Genomic DNA, 14,643 nt, shown 5'->3' with positions numbered 1-14,643 from the left:
AATCCGGCCGTCACGGCACGAGCAGCATCACCACACCGAGCACGATCAGCAGGCTACCGATCAGTTCGAGCCGGGTGATCCATTCCCGGAAGACGAAGAAGGATGCGGCGAAGGTGAAGAGCATCTCCACCTGGGCCACCACCTTGACCATCGCCGCCTGCTGCAGGGTCATCGCCGAAAACCAGCCGAACGACGCGGAGGCGCCGACGAATCCGACCAGAGCCGCGGGCATCCATGCGCGGCGAATACGGCCGAGCTCGTGCGGTTCCCGCAGGACTATCCAGGCCAGCATGGCGAGCGTCTGCAGCAGGATGACGAAGCCCAGGGTAAAACCTGCCTGCATCAGATAGTCGGGAGCCGGCAGGCTCGGCGCCAGCGCCAGCGAGGCGGAGCGGTAGGAGACGGCGGAAAGCCCGAACAAGGTGCCCGAGAGCAGACCAATGCCGGCTGTGCGACTGAAGACCGACGTTACAAGGGACCGGATGCTCAACGTGGTGCGAGCAACGGAAATGAGCATGACACCGACGACGGAAATGGCGATCGCGACGACTGCGCCGGAACTCGCTTTCTCGCCGAGGAAGAGCAGGCCGAAGAGGGCAGCCTGGGCCGGCTCCGTACGCGAATAGGCGGTGCCGACGGCGAAGTTTCGGAAGGAGAACAGGTGGACGAGCAGGAATGTGGCCGCGATCTGCGCCATTCCGCCAATGGTCGCCCAGAGAAGGAAAGTGCCGTCCGGCACCGGCAGCGCATGCCCCGCCTGCCAGAGAAGGGCCAAATAGAGGAGCGCGAAGGGCAGGCCGAATCCGAAGCGCACGAAAGTAGCGCCCGTCGTTCCCATGACGCCCTTCAAATGCTTCTGCATGGCGGAGCGGACATTCTGAAGGAAGGCCGCGGCGATGGTGATGAGAACCCAGGTTTCCATGTGAGCGGGCTAGCACGAGCGGGCGCTTCAATCCATGTTCATCCATGGGTGGCGGAGAAGAATTCCGTTTTCCTTCGCGGCAGGCCATGCCATAACGCGGCCATGAAGAAGCTCGATCGCCTGCCCACACATGCCGAATTCGCCCATGTCACCGACTGGGTTTTCGACCTCGACAACACGCTCTATCCGCACCACGTCAATCTCTTCGCCCAGATCGACCGCAACATGACGGCCTACGTGGCAGAACTCCTATCGCTCGATCCGGGGGAGGCGAAGAGGCTGCAGAAGGCCTATTACCGCGATCACGGCACGACGCTTCAGGGCCTGATGATCCATCACAGCGTCGATCCGAACGACTTCCTCGAACGGGCACACGCGATCGACTACAGTGTCGTTCCCGCGGATCCGGCACTTGGCGAGGCAATCAAGGCCTTGCCCGGTCGCAAGTTCATCTTCACGAATGGTAGCACTACCCATGCGCAGATGACGGCGCGGGCGCTCGGCATTCTCGATCATTTCGACGATATCTTTGACATCGTCGCCGCCGATTTCGTCCCGAAGCCCGCCGGCGACACCTACGATAAGTTCATGAGCCTGCACCGGGTGGATACGCAGAACGCGGTGATGTTCGAGGACCTGCCGCGCAACCTGGTCGTCCCGAAGGCACTCGGGATGAAGACCGTGCTGCTCGTGCCTCGCAATCTCGAGTATGAATTTGTCGAGGCGTGGGAGACGTCGAGCGATGCGGATGAGCAGATCGACTACGTCACCGAGGATCTGGTTGGCTTCCTCAGCCGCATCGTTGCCGTCGCGTAGGGAAGCGAAGCGAATGATGCTTCCGCTTCGACTGTTGCTTTGCCGCATCCGTGCGACGTCAGGGGACCCCACCCGACTGTAAAATCCTCTATCGCCGGCCCGAGGCCATCGGCATCGAGTTCGGATCCACCGTTTCGTAGAAGCGCACGATGACGTCCCAGGCCTCTTCCGCCGTTTCGACGAAGTGGACGAGATCGAGATCGTTCGGTGCGATCGTGCCGAAATCCGCCAGAGCCTCGAAATTGATGACCGAGCGCCAGAATTTTTCGCCGAAGAGCAGGAGCGGCACGAGTGCCAGGCGCCCCGTCTGCATCAGCGTCACCGTCTCGAACAGCTCGTCGAGCGTACCGAAGCCGCCCGGAAAGACCGCGACCGCCTTGGCGCGCAGCAGGAAATGCATCTTGCGGATGGCGAAATAGTGGAAATTGAACGATAGCTCCGGCGTGACATAGATGTTTGGCGCCTGCTCGTGCGGCAGCACGATGTTGAAGCCGATCGACGGGGCGCCGGCGTCGGCCGCGCCGCGATTTCCCGCCTCCATCACGCCCGGGCCGCCTCCGGTCACCACCACATATTCCTTGTGGCCGAGCTTGGCAGATTGCTCGGAGCAGAGCCGGGCAAACTTCCGAGCCTCGGTGTAATAGACCGATGCCCCCTCCAGATTCTTGCGCTGCGTCTCGTTCTTGGCTGCCCAGGCAGGGCCGCCAGGTTCCGGAATCCGCGCACCTCCGAACATGACTATGGTCGAGTTGATGCCGCGCTCGGCAAGCATCATCTCCGTCTTCAAGAGTTCGAGCTGGAGGCGCACCGGGCGCAACTCCTCGCGACACAGGAAATCGTCATCGACATAGGCAAGACGATAGGTCGGCGAGGCCGATTGCGGCGTTAGCGGAACAGTGGAGGCGCGTTGCCTGCTTTGCTGGCTGTCCGCCAGAGGATCCCAGACCCCGCCCCTGCGGCGCAGGCTTCGCTTTTTCATGCGTCCCATATTTCGCCTTTCCCGTCGCGTTCCGGATAGCCGACACCTCGACCGGACACGCCCTCACAAATCTCCTCAGCCATAAGTGGTCTCTCTGCCGGAAACGGGAAGGCTTGCCAAGTCCCCCAGTGGAAGAGCGGCGCAAAAGGTCTTCAACTTTTCAGCCCGACGATGGGGACGCACGTCGTGTCACGCCCGCGGCCACCCACTGGATTACCATTCCAATTCCGTCCTTGAATCGGTTCCGATTTCAGGATTTATGCAGTAGAGCTTGCTGGACAACTGCTGACCATTAAGGAATTCCGATGACGACCCACGACCTCGCCTCCCTGTCGCAGACGATCGAGACCGCCTTTGAAAATCGCGAGACCGTCAACACCGGCACGCGCGGAGCGATCCGCGACGCGGTGGAGACGGCGCTTAATCTGCTCGACAGCGGCAAAGTACGTGTGGCCGAGCGGGGCGAAGACGGCACCTGGACGGTCAATCAATGGCTCAAGAAGGCCGTTCTCCTTTCCTTCCGGCTGAGCCCGATGGAACTCGTCAAGGGCGGTCCGGGCGAGTCGGTCTGGTGGGATAAGGTTCCCTCGAAGTTCGACGGTTGGAGCGTCAACGAATTCGAGAAGGCGGGCTTTCGCGCCGTGCCGAACTGTGTCGTCCGCCGTTCTGCCTATATCGCGCCGAACGCGGTCCTGATGCCCTCCTTCGTCAATCTCGGTGCCTATGTCGGCGAATCGACGATGGTGGATACCTGGGCGACCGTCGGCTCCTGCGCGCAGATCGGCAAGAACGTGCATCTTTCAGGCGGCGTCGGCATCGGCGGAGTGCTCGAGCCCATGCAGGCCGGTCCGACCATCATCGAGGACAATTGCTTCATCGGCGCCCGTTCCGAAGTGGTCGAAGGCTGTATCGTCCGTGAAGGTTCGGTTCTCGGCATGGGCGTCTTCATCGGCAAATCGACCAAGATCGTCGATCGTGCCACGGGCGAAGTGATGTACGGCGAAGTGCCGCCCTATTCGGTCGTCGTCGCCGGCTCCATGCCGTCCGGCTCGACTATGGCCAACGGCCAGCCGGCGCCGAACCTCTATTGCGCCGTCATCGTGAAGCGGGTCGACGAAAAGACCCGTTCGAAGACCGGCATCAACGAGCTTCTCCGGGATTGACAATGACCGAGGAGGGGCGGCAGCCAAGCATGACCTGGCTGTTTTTCAGCCCCTCCGGCCGGATCGGCCGCCTGCCCTTCTTTCTCTCCTGGCTCTTCTGGCTCTTCACGGGCGGCTTGCTGCTGGCGCAGGTGTTGAAATACGAGGGCCAGGATGCGCCTCTGGCGCTCTGGACGCTGGCGCTGATCGCTTCCGGATTCGTGTCGACTGTCTCGCTGGTCATGCTGTCGATCAAGCGTTTGCACGATATCGGCTATCCCGGTCCGTTGGCGCTCTGTCTTTTCATTCCGGTCTTAAGCCCTATCGTCTTCATCGCCCTCTGTCTCTGGCCGGGCTCCCAGGGCGCGAACGAATTCGGCGGGCGTCGGAACGGGCCGAACCGTTGACAATTCCGCCTGTACATTCCTGCTCCGAGCGCGTATGTAGCGGCGCAATTGAACTGGCCGCGACGTTGGCCGCGGCGATCGACGCCTGATGGCGGCCAAGAGGGCCTGCTCGTCTGTCGGCGCGAAGACCGAATCCGAAAGACGAGACATGACAGAATTCGAAGGGATCGCCCCCGCGATCGCCGAGGCGTTGGCCAAACGCGGCTATGAGACGCTGACACCCGTCCAACAGGCAATGCTCGATCCGGCGCTTCAAGACGCGGATGCGCTTGTCTCCGCCCAAACCGGCTCCGGCAAGACCGTGGCCTTCGGCCTGGCGATGGCGCCGACGCTGCTTGGCGAAACCCAGAAGCTCGATGCCGCCGGGGCGCCGCTGGCGCTCGTCATCGCACCGACGCGCGAACTTGCGCTACAGGTAAAGCGCGAGCTCGAATGGCTTTATGCGGCGGCGGGCGCAACGATCGCCTCCTGCGTCGGCGGCATGGATATCCGCAGCGAGCGGCGCGCGCTGGAGCGCGGCGCTCATATCGTCGTGGGCACGCCGGGACGGCTCTGCGACCATATCCGGCGCGATTCGCTCGACATTTCGGCGCTTCGTGCTGTGGTGCTGGATGAGGCCGACGAGATGCTCGATCTCGGTTTCCGCGAGGACCTGGAGTTCATCCTGGAGGCGGCACCCGCCAAACGCCGCACGCTGATGTTCTCGGCGACCGTGCCTCGTGCCATCGCGACACTTGCCAAGAGCTATCAGCGCGATGCCGTGCGCATCGGCATTGCCTCGGAAGAGAAGCAGCATGGAGATATCGAGTACCGGTCCCTTGTCGTCTCCCAGAACGACCGGGAGAATGCCATCATCAACGTGCTGCGCTATTACGAGGCGCGCAACGCAATCGTCTTCTGCTCGACGCGCGCAGCGGTCAACCATCTGACGGCCCGCTTCAACAATCGCGGCTTCTCGGTGGTGGCCCTTTCAGGAGAGCTCAGCCAGAACGAGCGGACCCATGCGCTCCAGGCGATGCGTGACGGTCGTGCCCGGGTCTGCATCGCGACCGACGTCGCAGCGCGCGGCATCGACCTGCCGGGCCTGGAACTCGTTATCCATGCCGACCTGCCGAACAATCCGGAAACGCTGCTGCACCGGAGCGGCCGCACCGGCCGCGCCGGACAGAAGGGCATCAGCGCGCTGATCGTTCCCATCAATCAACGGCGAAAGGCCGAGCGGCTGCTGGACGGCGCCCGCATCGTGGCCGCCTGGGCCAAGCCGCCGTCTGCGGACGAGGTGACGCGCCGGGACGAGGAGCGCCTTCTTGCCGATCCGGCCTTCGACGAACCGCTGCGCGACGACGAGCAGGCGCTGGCCGAGGCGCTGATCGACCGCCACGGCGCGCAGAAATTGGCTGCCGCTCTCCTGCGGCGGTTCCGCGCGAGCCGTTCCGCGCCGGAAGAGCTTTCCGACGTCTCGCTTGCCGATGATCGCAGGAAAGGCCGTCGGGACGGGCCTGCGCCCTTGCGTGAAGACACGACGCCGGTTCGGCCGGATTTCCCCGACGGACGCTGGTTTTCGCTTTCGGTCGGACGCAAGCAGAACGCCGAACCGCGTTGGCTGATCCCCATGCTCTGCCGCCAGGGCGGGCTTTCCAAGCGCCAGATCGGTGCAATCCGCATGCAGCCGCAGGAGACCTTTGTCGAGCTTTCGGCCGAAGGCGCGGAGCGTTTGCTGGAGGCAATCGGCCCCGACCGCACATTGGAAAAGAGCATCCGCGTCAAGCCGCTCACCGGAACACCGGATTTCTCTCAGCCACCCTCCAACAAGGCGGAGTTCGCAAGAAGACCGGCTGCACGGGCGCCGGAGCGCGAATCCTCAGATTTCAAGCCGAAGCACAAAGGCGAAAGGAAACCGTCGCAGGAGACTCGCTCGGACGGGCGCGGCGAGACATCGCCGGGCAAGAAGAAATCCTATCCGGGCGCGAAAAAAGAGCGCGGCGGCTTCAAGCCGAAGACGAAACACAACAAGCCGCAGCACCGATAAACGCGCTCCGAAAGCCCCCGCTGTCTGCGGGAGCTGGCTCAGCCGTCCATCTGCGCCTGAGCCACCACCCTCACCACCCAATCGGCGAAGACGCGCAGGCGGCTGCTCAGGTGCCGGTTTGGCGGATAGACGAGATAGATGGGTGTCGGGTCGATCTCCCAATCGACGAGGACCGGGACCAGAGTGCCGGCGCTAAGGTCGTCACGAACCATGAAGAGCGGTGCCTGGATGATGCCGAGACCGGCGCGCGCGGCGGCAAGATAGGTCGTCGACTCGTTGGCCGCCACCGTATAGCGGCCGTTGACCTCGATCTCCTCGTTGCCGCGGCGGAAATGGAACGGCATCTGCCGTCCGGTCTTCGGCAGGAAATAGCCGACGACATGGCAATTCTTCTCAAGGTCGGACGGATGGCGCGGTGTCGCGTGCTGCGCCAGGAAGTCCCGCGACGCGCAGGATATGAATTTCATGTCCGTGATGCGGCGGGCAATCAGCGACTGATCCGTCAGCGTGCCGCCACGAATGGCGCAGTCGACATTCTCCGCGAGATAGTCGATCGTACGATCGGAAACGCCGAGATCGATCTGGATATCCGGATATTTCCTGTGAAACTCGGGCAGCGCCGGGATGATGATCAGGTTGGCAAATGCGCTCGCCGTTTCGACGCGCAGTCGCCCCTTGGGCAGGCTTTGCGCAGTCGACAAGCTGCCGTCCAGTTCGTCGAGGTCGGAGAGGAGGCGAGCGGCGCGTTCATAGTAGAGAGCGCCGTCGGGCGTCACCAGCACCCGCCGCGTCGTTCGGTTCAGGAGTTTGGTGCGCAGATGCGCTTCCAAGCCCTGGATAAGGTTGGTGACTGTCGCCTTCGGCATGTTGAGGGAGGCGGAGGCGCGGGTGAAATTGCCGGTTTCCACCACCCGGAGAAACACGCGCATGGCCGTTAGCTGATCCATTTCAATAACCGAATTGTTCCAAATACCGAATAGTGTAGTCGAATTCTGCAGACTATTCCAAATGAAGGACAATGTTAGGATAGTGATGTCGCGGGTGTCCATCATCTAGGGATTCACCCAGCGCGGAGGCAAGAGATGGAGACGCATTTTACCGAAGAGACGATGCAAACGAACTGCGGTTCGTGCGGCGTGCGCGTCTATCGCGGTGAGTTCTTGCTGTCGCCGCCGCCGGTCGTGTTGCATCTCCACGGCGGAAGCTTTGTCGGCGAATCGATCGCCGCAGGCGAAAAGATCGCGACCGCATTGGCTGCCGCCGGTGCAGTCGTCGTCGCGCCGGACTATCCCTCTGCCTGCCTCAATCCATTCCCGGCGGCGATCGACGTCGCCTATTCGATGCTCGCCTCGATGCGCAGCCGCTGCCCGCAATTCGCGCGCAAGAAATCAACGCTGTTCGTCGCCGGCGAGGAGGCGGGCGGCAATCTTGCGGCCGGCCTGGCACTGATGGCGCGCGACCAGTTCCTGACCGATCTCAAGGGCCAGATCCTGCTCTCGCCGCTGCTCGATCCATGTCTCGCGACGCCGTCGTTCCGCAAGTTCTGTCCGCAGAGCTCGGCGCAGTCGATCGCCGACGGCTGGCAGCAATATCTCGGCGAAGGCAGCGGTCTGACCCATCCCTATGCGGCACCCAGCCATTGCACTCGACTTGGCGGCCTGGTTCCGGCGCTGATCGTCACCAGCGAGGAATGTCCGACGCGCGACGAAACCGAAGCCTACGCCGAGCGCCTGCGCAAGGCCGACGTTCCGGTCGAGCTCCACATGCTGCCGGGGCGCGCGGCCTGGCTGCCGACGAATGGCACGGCCGAGCAAGACTGGCCCTCGCAGCAAGAAACCATATCCGGCCTTTTCTCCCGCTTCTTCCAAGCGGCGGGGGCCAAGCCGGCCAAGCAGTAAGCAGCACAAGAGCCGGCTCCCAACCGGCAAGGAGAAAACATGACATCGACCATTGCCCGCCGGGCCCTGTGGGGCGCCGGCCTCAGTATTCTATTGTCCATCGCTGGCGGTGCGGCCGTCGTCTTCGGCCTGCCCGCACGATCCCAGGCGGACGCGGCGGCCGAGGCGGCACCGCAGGCCGTCCCTGTTTCCGTCGCCAGGGCGGAGACGCGCCGGATCACGACCTGGGAAAGTTTCTCGGGCCGCCTCGAGGCGATCGAGCGAGTCGAGGTTCGCCCCCGCGTCGGTGGCGCTATCCAGAGCGCCGACTTCCGCGAGGGGGCGCTGGTGGAGAAAGGTGACCTGCTCCTGACGATCGATCCCGCGCCCTATGCCGCCGCCGTCGAGCGCGCCGAAGCGGAGGTCGCGGCGGCCGAAGCAAGGGTGGCGTTTGCAAAAACCGAGCTCGAGCGCGGCCGCAAGCTCGTTGCCACCAGTGCGATCCCGCAAAGCGGCGTCGACCAGAGGCTGAGCGCCTATGACGAGGCGCAAGCCAATGTCCGCTCCGCCAAGGCGGCGCTCCGCTCGGCACGGCTCGACCTGGAATACACGCAGGTGCGGGCACCGATCACCGGACGTGTCGGAGCGCTCGAGGTAACGGCCGGCAATCTCGTTGCCGCCGGTGCCGCCTCGCCGGTGCTGACGACCATCGTCTCGATCGACCCGATCTATGCAAGCTTCAACGTCAACGAGGAAGTCGTGGCCGCCGCGCTTGCCCAGCTTTCCGGAACGAATGCGATCGAGCGAATTCCGGTTCAAATCGGCACCGCCGCCGACGAGGGCACGCCGATCCAGGGCCATATCCAGCTGATCGACAACGAAGTGAATGCGGCGACCGGCACCATCCGGCTCCGTGCGGCACTCGCCAATGCCGATGGCCGCTTGATTCCTGGCCAGTTCGTCCGCATCCGTCTCGGCGATCCGGAGCCGGCCGAGAAGCTGGTGATCAGCGACCGCGCGATCGGATCGGACCAGGACAAGAAATTCGTGCTGGTCGTCGGCACCGACAACACCGTCGAATACCGGCAGGTGACGCTTGGCCCGACCGCCGATGGCCTCAGAATCGTCGAGGACGGGCTGACGCCCGGCGAGACCATCGTCGTCAACGGCTTGCAGCGCGTGCGCCCCGGCGTGGTCGTCGCTCCGCAACCGATCGACGAAACGACGGCGTCGATCACCAAGCCATAGCCAATCGCCCCGCGGGGCTCCGAACACAAAACTGCATCCGCCGAGCCGGCGAGCGAGCATTCTTGCCCGCAAAAGCCCGCTGCGCGCCTGATTTGTCCCAAAGGGGGATGACATGAACTTCTCACGCTTCTTCGTCGACCGCCCGGTTTTCGCGGGCGTTCTCTCGGTGCTGATTTTCGTCGCGGGCCTGATCGGCATGACCGGCCTGCCCATCTCGGAATATCCGGAAGTGGTGCCGCCGCAGATCGTCGTTCGCGCGCAGTATCCCGGCGCCAACCCGGCCGTCATCGCCGAAACGGTCGCAACGCCGCTCGAAGAGCAGATCAACGGCGTCGAGGGGATGCTCTACATGCAGAGCCAGGCGACTGCCGACGGCCTGATGACGCTGACGGTCACCTTCGAGCTCGGCACCGATCCGGACCAGGCGCAACAGCTCGTGCAGAACCGCGTCTCGCAGGCCGAGCCGCGGCTGCCGGAGGAGGTGCGCCGCCTCGGCGTCACCACCGTCAAGAGCTCGCCCGACCTGACGCTCGTCGTCCATCTCATTTCGCCGAACGGGCAATACGACATCAACTATCTGCGCAATTACGGCGTGCTCAAGGTGAAGGACCGGCTGGCGCGGGTCGAGGGCGTAGGCCAAGTACAGATATTCGGCGGCGGCGACTATTCGATGCGCGTCTGGATCGACCCGGAAAAGGCCGCCGCGCGCGGGCTTGCGGCGAGCGACATCGCCAATGCCATTCGCGGGCAGAATGTCCAGGCGGCCGCCGGCGTGATCGGCGCCTCGCCTTCCGTCCCCGGGCTCGACCTGCAGCTCTCGGTCAACGCCCAAGGCCGTCTGAAAACACCCGAGGACTTCGCCGACATCGTCGTCAACTCCGGCGCCAATGGCGAGATCACGCGCCTCGGCGACGTCGCGCGCATCGAGATGGGGGCTGCCGACTACTCGCTGCGCTCACTCCTAGACAACAGGGCCGCCGTCGGCATGGGCGTGTTCCAGGCCCCGGGCTCGAACGCCATCCAGATCTCCGAAAACGTCCACAAGGTCATGGCCGAGCTGAAGCAGACCATGCCGGAAGGCGTCGACTACGAGATCGTCTACGACACGACGCAGTTCGTCCGGGCCTCGATCGAATCGGTCGTGCACACCCTGCTCGAGGCGATTGCGTTGGTGGTGCTCGTAGTGATCGTCTTCCTGCAGACCTGGCGCGCCTCGATCATTCCGCTCGTCGCCGTTCCCGTCTCGATCGTCGGCACCTTCGCGGTAATGTATGTCTTCGGCTTCTCGATCAATGCGCTGAGCCTTTTCGGGCTGGTGCTGGCGATCGGCATCGTCGTGGACGACGCCATTGTCGTCGTCGAGAACGTCGAGCGCAACATCGAGCAGGGCCTGTCTCCGGTGCAGGCCACCTATCGCGCCATGCAGGAGGTCTCCGGTCCGATCATCGCGATCGCTTTGGTGCTGGTCGCGGTCTTCGTGCCGCTCGCCTTCATAACCGGCCTCACCGGTCAGTTCTACCGCCAGTTCGCCCTGACCATCGCGATCTCGACGGTGATCTCCGCCCTCAACTCCCTGACGCTCTCGCCGGCACTCGCCGCGCTTCTGCTCAAGGATCACCGCGCGCCGAAGGACCTGCTGACGCGGGCAATGGACAAAGCCTTCGGCTGGTTCTTCCGCGGCTTCAACCGCTTCTTCGGAGCGAGCTCCGAAGCCTATGGACGGGGGGTCGGCGGCATCCTCACGCGCAAGTCGCTGATCATGGGCGTCTATGTCGTCCTTCTCGGCGTCACCTTCGTCCTGTTCCGCTCCGTCCCCGGCGGCTTCGTGCCGGCGCAGGACAAGCAGTATCTGATCGGCTTTGCGCAGCTGCCGGATGCGGCGACGCTCGACCGTACGGAAGACGTGATCCGCCGCATGAGCGACATCGCGATGCAGCATCCGGGCATCGAGCATGCCATCGCCTTCCCGGGCCTTTCGATCAACGGCTTCACCAACTCCTCGAATTCCGGCATCGTCTTCGTGTCGCTGAAGCCCTTCGAGGAGCGCACGACGCCCGATCTTTCCGGTGGCGCGATCGCCATGCAACTGAACCAGCAGTTCGGGGCGATCCAGGATGCCTTCATCGCCATGTTCCCGCCGCCGCCGGTCCAGGGCCTGGGCACGACGGGCGGTTTCAAGCTGCAGATCGAGGATAGGAACGGCCTCGGCTACCGCGCCCTGGACGATGCCGCCAAGGCTTTCCTGGGCAAGGCGATGCAGGCGCCGGAGCTCGCCGGGCTCTATTCGAGCTACCAGATCAACGTGCCGCAGCTCTATGCCGACCTCGACCGCACCAAGGCGCGCCAGCTCGGCGTGGCGGTGACGGACGTTTTCGAAACGCTGCAGATCTATCTGGGCTCGCTCTACGTGAACGACTTCAACGCCTTCGGCAGGACCTACAGCGTGCGAATCCAGGCGGATGCGAGCTACCGCAGCCATGCGGACGACATCGGCAAGCTGAAGGTGCGTTCGGCGTCGGGCGAAATGATCCCGCTCTCCGCCCTGCTGAGGGTCGAGCAGACGGTCGGCGCCGAGCGGGCGATCCGCTACAACGGCTTTCTCGCCGCCGACATCAATGGCGGGCCGGCTCCGGGCTTCTCCTCGGGGCAGGCGCAGGCGGCGGTCGAGCGAATCGCGGCGGAAACACTGCCGACTGGCATCAGCTTCGAGTGGACGGACCTGACCTACCAGCAGATTCTTGCCGGCAATTCGGGCGTTCTCATCTTCCCGCTAGCGCTGCTGCTCGTCTATCTTGTGCTCGCCGCGCAATATGAGAGCCTGATGCTGCCGATCGCCATCATCCTCATCGTGCCCATGGGCATCATGGCCGCGCTCGCGGGCGTTTGGCTGACGGGTGGCGACAACAATGTCTTTACGCAGATCGGCCTCATCGTGCTCGTGGGGCTGTCGGCGAAGAACGCGATTCTGATCGTCGAGTTCGCCCGCGAACTCGAGCTCTCCGGCAGCAATGCCGTCAGCGCCGCGATCGAGGCGAGCCGGCTTCGCCTCCGACCGATCCTGATGACCTCCATGGCCTTCATCATGGGCGTCGTGCCGCTCGTCACCTCCACCGGTGCCGGCGCGGAAATGCGCTCGGCCATGGGCATTGCGGTCTTTGCCGGTATGATCGGTGTCACCGCCTTCGGCATTTTCATGACGCCGGTCTTCTACGTGCTGGTCCGCAAGCTCTCCGGCGAGCGACCGCTGAAGCACGCGGGAGCCCGGATCGAAGCGCCGCATCTCGCCCCGGGCGAATAGGCTTCTCCGATCATGCTGGAAGCGGGCCGGACGATCGTCCGGCCCGTTTTCGATTCCATCATCGCGTGACAGCTCGGAATCGATCGGATAAACCAACAATTCCTTCCATTGGCCCACCGGCACCGCAGGCATTCCGCTCGATGTTTCCGACCGATCCGATCTCCAATCTCGCCACCCTCATCCGCTGCCCATCGGTAACTCCGGCCGAAGGCGGGGCGCTCGCGGCGCTGGAGAGGATGCTGTCGCCGCTCGGCTTCAAGGTGGATCGCGTCGTGGCGAAGGAGGCCGGGACTGCCGATATCGAGAACCTCTATGCCCGGCTCGGCACACAAGGTCCGCATCTGATGTTCGCCGGCCACACGGATGTCGTCCCTGTCGGCGACGAGGCCGCCTGGACCCATGGTCCGTTCTCCGCGGAGATCGCGGATGGCGAAATGTATGGCCGCGGCGCGGTCGACATGAAGGGCGGCATCGCCTGCTTCGTGGCCGCGGTCGCCCGGCACATCGAGAAGCATGGTCCGCCGGAAGGCTCGATCTCCTTCCTCATCACCGGCGACGAGGAGGGTCCGGCGATCAACGGTACAGTGAAGCTGCTCGAATGGGCGGCAGCCCAGGGCGAGCGATGGGACGCCAGCCTCGTCGGCGAACCGACCAATCCCGATAAGCTCGGCGACATGATCAAGATCGGCCGGCGCGGTTCACTCTCCGGCCGCATCACCGTCCATGGCGTTCAGGGGCACGCCGCCTATCCGCACCTCGCCGACAATCCGGTGCGCGGCGTCGTGCAACTCGTCCAGGCTCTAATGTACCCGCCCTTCGACGAGGGCACGGAGAATTTCCAGCCGTCCAACCTGGAAGTGACGACGATCGATGTCGGCAATGCCGCCGTGAATGTCATTCCCGCCAAGGCAAGTGCTGCTTTCAACATCCGCTTCAACGATAGCTGGACGGCCGAGAAGCTGATGGCGGAGATCGTCTCTCGGCTCGACAAGGCCGCGCGAGACGACAGGCTCAGACCCGGCCGGGCGCCGGTCAGCTACGAGATCGCCTGGAACGAACGTCCGAGCCACGTCTTCCTGACGCGCAACGATGCGCTGATCGACTCGCTTTCGGGCGCGGTCGAAAGCGTCACCGGACGCCGGCCGAAGCTCTCCACCACCGGTGGCACCTCGGATGCACGCTTTATCAAGGATTTTTGCCCGGTCGTCGAATTCGGCCTCGTCGGACAGACGATGCACATGGTCGACGAGCGCGTCGCGATCGCCGACCTCGAGACGCTCACCACCATCTATGAATCCTTCATCGCCCGCTGGTTCGGCCATGCCGTCGCTTGACGAGGTGCTCGCCTACGTCAAGGGTCTCTGGCTGCTGATCCTCGGCAATCACGACGGCTATGGCTGGCTCGACATCAGCGAACGCGGCCTGTGGCGCTCCTTCGCGGCGATCCTCTGGTCGCTGCCGGCGATGGCGGTGACCTGGGCCTCCTGGCGTCTCTACTATCTTTCCGTAATGCCGAGCGGCACGACCGTCGGCGGCAGCTTTTTCCTCAAGCTCTTCATCGTGGATCTCGCAAGCTGGCTCGTGCCGATCCTGCTGATCGTCGTCCTTTCACGGCCGCTCGGCTTTGTCGGCCTCGTGGTGCCGGTCATCGTCACCACCAATTGGCTGTCGGTGCCCCTCTCCTATGCGATGGCGGTGCCGGCGGCGATCCTGCTCCTTACGCGCGGAATCCAGCAGGTGACCGCATTCCTGTGGCTGATCGTGCTCTTCGCCAGTATCGCCCTGCTCTTCCGGCTCCTCCGCACCATCACCGGCAATGAGAACCTGCTCGCTGCGGCGCTGACGGGGCTCTTCCTGCTGCCGTCGATGATGGTCGGACAATATCTGCAGCATCTCTTCGGCCTGGCACCGGGTTGAGCTGCGGG

General features: G+C 63.9%; 12 protein-coding genes. 9 read left to right on the top strand and 3 right to left on the bottom strand.

Features of this window, described 5'->3' with window-relative positions; translation table 11 throughout:
- Positions 1 to 10 precede the first annotated feature (10 nt).
- Positions 11 to 922: an EamA family transporter gene (locus SJ05684_RS00345; RefSeq protein ID WP_034853846.1), complete on the bottom strand. Its 912-nt coding sequence runs from the start codon at positions 920 to 922 to the stop codon at positions 11 to 13.
- A gap of 102 nt (positions 923 to 1,024) precedes the next feature.
- On the opposite strand from SJ05684_RS00345, the gene SJ05684_RS00340 reads away from it, so the two are divergent.
- On the top strand, positions 1,025 to 1,738 hold the full coding sequence (locus tag SJ05684_RS00340; RefSeq protein WP_172901107.1) for a pyrimidine 5'-nucleotidase: 714 nt from the start codon (positions 1,025 to 1,027) through the stop codon (positions 1,736 to 1,738).
- An 88-nt stretch (positions 1,739 to 1,826) separates the two neighbouring features.
- On the opposite strand, the gene SJ05684_RS00335 is transcribed toward SJ05684_RS00340, so the two are convergent.
- The gene (locus SJ05684_RS00335) at positions 1,827 to 2,726 is read right to left on the bottom strand and encodes an LOG family protein (RefSeq protein ID WP_034853842.1); all 900 of its coding nucleotides are present in this window, start codon (positions 2,724 to 2,726) and stop codon (positions 1,827 to 1,829) included.
- Between the two features lie 296 nt (positions 2,727 to 3,022).
- Between SJ05684_RS00335 and dapD the strand changes: the two genes are divergently transcribed.
- From dapD to SJ05684_RS00320, 3 genes are all read left to right on the top strand, one after another.
- Complete coding sequence (gene dapD / locus SJ05684_RS00330) at positions 3,023 to 3,880, top strand: 2,3,4,5-tetrahydropyridine-2,6-dicarboxylate N-succinyltransferase (protein ID WP_034853840.1); 858 nt, start codon at positions 3,023 to 3,025, stop codon at positions 3,878 to 3,880.
- A gap of 2 nt (positions 3,881 to 3,882) precedes the next feature.
- Positions 3,883 to 4,266, top strand: a complete 384-nt coding sequence (locus tag SJ05684_RS00325) for a DUF805 domain-containing protein (RefSeq protein ID WP_034853838.1) — start codon at positions 3,883 to 3,885, stop codon at positions 4,264 to 4,266.
- Between the two features lie 148 nt (positions 4,267 to 4,414).
- The gene (locus SJ05684_RS00320; RefSeq protein WP_034853880.1) at positions 4,415 to 6,295 is read left to right on the top strand and encodes a DEAD/DEAH box helicase; all 1,881 of its coding nucleotides are present in this window, start codon (positions 4,415 to 4,417) and stop codon (positions 6,293 to 6,295) included.
- A 38-nt stretch (positions 6,296 to 6,333) separates the two neighbouring features.
- Here the strand turns inward: SJ05684_RS00320 and SJ05684_RS00315 are convergent, their stop codons facing one another.
- On the bottom strand, positions 6,334 to 7,242 hold the full coding sequence (locus SJ05684_RS00315) for a LysR family transcriptional regulator (protein WP_034853837.1): 909 nt from the start codon (positions 7,240 to 7,242) through the stop codon (positions 6,334 to 6,336).
- Positions 7,243 to 7,377: 135 nt separating this feature from the next.
- Here SJ05684_RS00315 and SJ05684_RS00310 point away from each other — a divergent pair, with 135 nt between their 5' ends.
- The 5 genes from SJ05684_RS00310 to SJ05684_RS00290 all read left to right on the top strand — a co-directional run bounded on the left by SJ05684_RS00310 (position 7,378) and on the right by SJ05684_RS00290 (position 14,635).
- Complete coding sequence (locus SJ05684_RS00310) at positions 7,378 to 8,193, top strand: alpha/beta hydrolase (protein WP_034853835.1); 816 nt, start codon at positions 7,378 to 7,380, stop codon at positions 8,191 to 8,193.
- A 39-nt stretch (positions 8,194 to 8,232) separates the two neighbouring features.
- Positions 8,233 to 9,420 carry an efflux RND transporter periplasmic adaptor subunit gene (locus SJ05684_RS00305; protein ID WP_034853833.1) on the top strand — a complete coding sequence of 396 codons (1,188 nt, stop codon included), beginning with the start codon at positions 8,233 to 8,235 and terminating at the stop codon, positions 9,418 to 9,420.
- Between the two features lie 112 nt (positions 9,421 to 9,532).
- Positions 9,533 to 12,718, top strand: coding sequence for an efflux RND transporter permease subunit (locus tag SJ05684_RS00300; RefSeq protein WP_034853831.1), 3,186 nt, complete (start codon positions 9,533 to 9,535; stop codon positions 12,716 to 12,718).
- A gap of 140 nt (positions 12,719 to 12,858) precedes the next feature.
- Complete coding sequence (gene dapE / locus SJ05684_RS00295; RefSeq protein WP_034853829.1) at positions 12,859 to 14,052, top strand: succinyl-diaminopimelate desuccinylase; 1,194 nt, start codon at positions 12,859 to 12,861, stop codon at positions 14,050 to 14,052.
- Entirely contained in the window at positions 14,039 to 14,635 is a 597-nt protein-coding gene (locus SJ05684_RS00290) for a hypothetical protein (protein ID WP_034853827.1), read from the top strand. The genes dapE and SJ05684_RS00290 overlap by 14 nt, the downstream gene beginning before the upstream one ends.
- Positions 14,636 to 14,643 lie beyond the last annotated feature (8 nt).

It is taken from the genome of Sinorhizobium sojae CCBAU 05684 (assembly GCF_002288525.1).
Taxonomy (GTDB): Bacteria; Pseudomonadota; Alphaproteobacteria; order Rhizobiales; family Rhizobiaceae; genus Sinorhizobium; species Sinorhizobium sojae.
Note: the sequence above shows the minus strand (reverse complement) of the source record. Positions and strands in the feature narration are given on the sequence as shown.

Excerpts from the sequence above, each read along its gene's own strand:
- SJ05684_RS00305 (WP_034853833.1), top strand. The coding sequence starts at position 8,233 with ATGACATCGACCATTGCCCGCCGGGCCCTGTGGGGCGCCGGCCTCAGT.
- SJ05684_RS00345 (WP_034853846.1), bottom strand. The coding sequence starts at position 922 with ATGGAAACCTGGGTTCTCATCACCATCGCCGCGGCCTTCCTTCAGAAT.
- SJ05684_RS00335 (WP_034853842.1), bottom strand. The coding sequence starts at position 2,726 with ATGGGACGCATGAAAAAGCGAAGCCTGCGCCGCAGGGGCGGGGTCTGG.
- SJ05684_RS00310 (WP_034853835.1), top strand. The coding sequence starts at position 7,378 with ATGGAGACGCATTTTACCGAAGAGACGATGCAAACGAACTGCGGTTCG.
- SJ05684_RS00340 (WP_172901107.1), top strand. The coding sequence starts at position 1,025 with ATGAAGAAGCTCGATCGCCTGCCCACACATGCCGAATTCGCCCATGTC.
- dapE (WP_034853829.1), top strand. The coding sequence starts at position 12,859 with ATGTTTCCGACCGATCCGATCTCCAATCTCGCCACCCTCATCCGCTGC.
- SJ05684_RS00325 (WP_034853838.1), top strand. The coding sequence starts at position 3,883 with ATGACCGAGGAGGGGCGGCAGCCAAGCATGACCTGGCTGTTTTTCAGC.
- SJ05684_RS00290 (WP_034853827.1), top strand. The coding sequence starts at position 14,039 with ATGCCGTCGCTTGACGAGGTGCTCGCCTACGTCAAGGGTCTCTGGCTG.
- SJ05684_RS00315 (WP_034853837.1), bottom strand. The coding sequence starts at position 7,242 with ATGGATCAGCTAACGGCCATGCGCGTGTTTCTCCGGGTGGTGGAAACC.
- SJ05684_RS00300 (WP_034853831.1), top strand. The coding sequence starts at position 9,533 with ATGAACTTCTCACGCTTCTTCGTCGACCGCCCGGTTTTCGCGGGCGTT.
- dapD (WP_034853840.1), top strand. The coding sequence starts at position 3,023 with ATGACGACCCACGACCTCGCCTCCCTGTCGCAGACGATCGAGACCGCC.
- SJ05684_RS00320 (WP_034853880.1), top strand. The coding sequence starts at position 4,415 with ATGACAGAATTCGAAGGGATCGCCCCCGCGATCGCCGAGGCGTTGGCC.